Below are 2,631 nucleotides of genomic sequence, written 5' to 3' on the forward strand. Positions count from 1 at the left end.
GTTCCCTGATAGTGAGATCGCGCGCCAGATCGGTCAAGACCAACGGGTTTCCGCCGACCTCATCGACGGTGTCGGCGGCTACCCGTGGCTCGAGCACCCCATCGAATGACTGCGTGAGCAGTTCGATGGCGGCGGGACGCGCCAATTCCTCGACCTGCAGTACCGGCACTCCCGCAAGCCGGACATCGACGTCGTCGTCCGCACGCGTCGCGAAAACCATCACCGCGGCTTCGGCATGCAGTCGGCGCGCGACAAACCCCAACGCGTCCAACGACTCCCGGTCCAGCCACTGTGCGTCGTCGACGGCACAGAGCACTGGCCCACCCTTGCCGACGATCGCCAGTAGGCCGAGCACCGCCCGACCGACCAGAAACCGGTCCGGCACCGCTCCCGCCGAGATACCCAGCGCGACTCGTAGTGCTTCCCGCTCCAGATCGGGCAACTGCTCGCTGTCGACCTCGAGCGGCCCGACCAGTCGCTGCACACCTGAATACGCAAGGTTGGCCTCGGCCTCGTAGCCATCCGATCGCAGGACTCGAAAATTGTGAGCCGACCCGGTCATGGAGTCGATCAACACCGACTTACCGATTCCGGGCTCACCTCGCAGGATCACCGCGTGACCGATGCCGTTGCGCGCGGCAGCGATGAATCCGTAGAGGCGGTCGAGCTCGTCCGCTCGTCCCAGCGGCTGGATCACAGAAGCCTCCTACCTCGCGCCCACGCCAAGGCCGCGTTGCCGAGCGTAGGTCGCTGCGACCAGGCAAACTGGACTCGGCGTGCATGATTTCTAGGCTGCAAGTGCCGCGCGGTCAGTGCCACCATCAGGAGGAGTGTTTCCGGTCCGACAGGAGGGCGGGATTATGGCAGTTGTTTTCGATACCGGCGCCGTCGCGCCCGTCGAACGCGCCCACGCGATCACCGCCGCCATGCAGGAAGCCTCCGCGCCGTGCAACGTGGTGCACGAGAACCCGGATGCCCACGCACACGCCCAGTTCGATGTGTGGGAATTCGGTGATGCCAACATCTTTCGTGCGGATATGTCCGGCATCCAGCTGATCCGGACGCCGAAGCAGATCCGGACGAACCCGTCGCCGATGCTGGCCATAGCGGTGCATCGAAAAGGCGCGGCCCGCTACGAGCAGGACGGATTACAGCGCGAACTCGCCGTCGGCGACCTGCATCTGATGGACCTCAATGCACCGTACGACTTCCGATGGGACGGCGATGGCGGGTCGACCTGTCTGCATGTTCCCCTCGATCATCTCGATCTTCCAGTCGAACGCATCCGCAAGGCCGCACCGCATCTGCAGCGCAGCCCGTTCTACCGGCTCGTCTCCGGTCACATCACCGAAATGACCCGCCAGGCAGACACTCTCAGTACACATCCGACCGCGCGCCTGACCGGCTCGGCCAGCATCGACCTGATCCGGGGTCTCTTGCTGTCGGCAACCGAGCCCGATCACCACGACGGCGCGGTTCTGCCCTCGGAGATCATGCTCGCCGAGATCCGCGGCTATGTGCGCCGCAACCTCGCCGACCCCGACCTCGACGCCACCCGCATCGCCGCCGCCCTGAGCATCTCGGTGCGACATCTGTACAAGATCTGCGCCGCCGCCGACTACAGCCTCGCCCAGTGGATCATCGGCCAACGACTCGACCGCATCCGCGACGACCTCGCGAGCCCACAGCTCCGGCACTGCTCCATCGCCGCGATCGCCCTTCGCTGGGGTTTTCGGGACGCCTCGCATTTCACCCGAAGGTTCCGCGTGGCTTACGGCATCACGCCCCGCGAGTGGCGCCGCACCACCGCCGAGGACCGCAGGGACGGCGATTTTGATGATCCACATATCTGACGGGCGCTGAGTGATCTCGTTCAAAAGTTAGCCGGCCGACGCCGGCCAGGCAGACTGGAGACCACCACAGGAGCGGATAGTCGATAGAGATTGCGACGGGCATCACGCATTGGCGAGCCGGTCTAGCAGGATCGATAGCCCTGCCCGCCGGTGTCCAAGACTCCGTCACTGAACGCAATTGCACGGCCATCACCAAAAAAGGCTTTGACCTGCACTTTCTGGTGGTCCCAGCTGGTTTCGAACCAGCGACCTTCCGCGTGTGAGGCGGACGCTCTCCCGCTGAGCTATGGGACCGAACACTGCGTCGGGCGGGTTTTGAGCCGCTCGAACGAGATGGAACATTAGCACGGGGGGCCGGGATGACACCAAATCGCCTTGTGAAGCGGGGTTTCGGCGAGGGGAACCTCGGCGGGTCGGTGCTCGCGCTCGCGCGCGTGTAGGCGCGGGCGGGCGATCGATGGTCCGCACACTCGACGCTCGGGCGATATCATGGCTAGATGCGCATATCTATGTTTCAAAATGTGGACATCAGAGGTCGCTGGGCGGCGCGGCGGCGCGGCTCGATGTGGGCGACATGCGTGTAATTCATATTTAGGGCGGTTTACCAGGCGATTTGTAGTCTGCGTCGAACGTCGGCTAATGTTCTCCTCGCACCGCAGAGAGCAGCAAAGCCGCCAGGCCGAGCCGCTCCCCTAAGTGTGAAGTAAATGCGGATGTGGCGCAGTGGTAGCGCATCACCTTGCCAAGGCGAGCTGGGCGTACGTGCACGAATCGGGGG

General features: G+C 64.2%; 2 protein-coding genes and 1 tRNA gene. 1 reads left to right on the forward strand and 2 read right to left on the reverse strand.

What is annotated here, in order from left to right:
- On the reverse strand, window positions 1–697 hold a 697-nt coding region (locus tag ACFWF3_RS31525; RefSeq protein WP_379317412.1), incomplete at its 3' end, for an AAA family ATPase.
- A gap of 163 nt (window positions 698–860) precedes the next feature.
- On the opposite strand from ACFWF3_RS31525, the gene ACFWF3_RS31530 reads away from it, so the two are divergent.
- A complete protein-coding gene (locus ACFWF3_RS31530; protein ID WP_379317414.1) occupies window positions 861–1,853 on the forward strand; it encodes a helix-turn-helix domain-containing protein in 993 nt (330 codons plus the stop codon).
- Between the two features lie 219 nt (window positions 1,854–2,072).
- Here ACFWF3_RS31530 and ACFWF3_RS31535 read toward each other — a convergent pair.
- A tRNA-Val gene (locus ACFWF3_RS31535) sits at window positions 2,073–2,147 on the reverse strand.
- Window positions 2,148–2,631 lie beyond the last annotated feature (484 nt).

It is taken from the genome of Nocardia sp. NPDC060220 (assembly GCF_042727815.1).
Taxonomy (GTDB): domain Bacteria; phylum Actinomycetota; class Actinomycetes; order Mycobacteriales; family Mycobacteriaceae; genus Nocardia.

Excerpts from the sequence above, each read along its gene's own strand:
- ACFWF3_RS31530 (WP_379317414.1), top strand. The coding sequence starts at position 861 with ATGGCAGTTGTTTTCGATACCGGCGCCGTCGCGCCCGTCGAACGCGCC.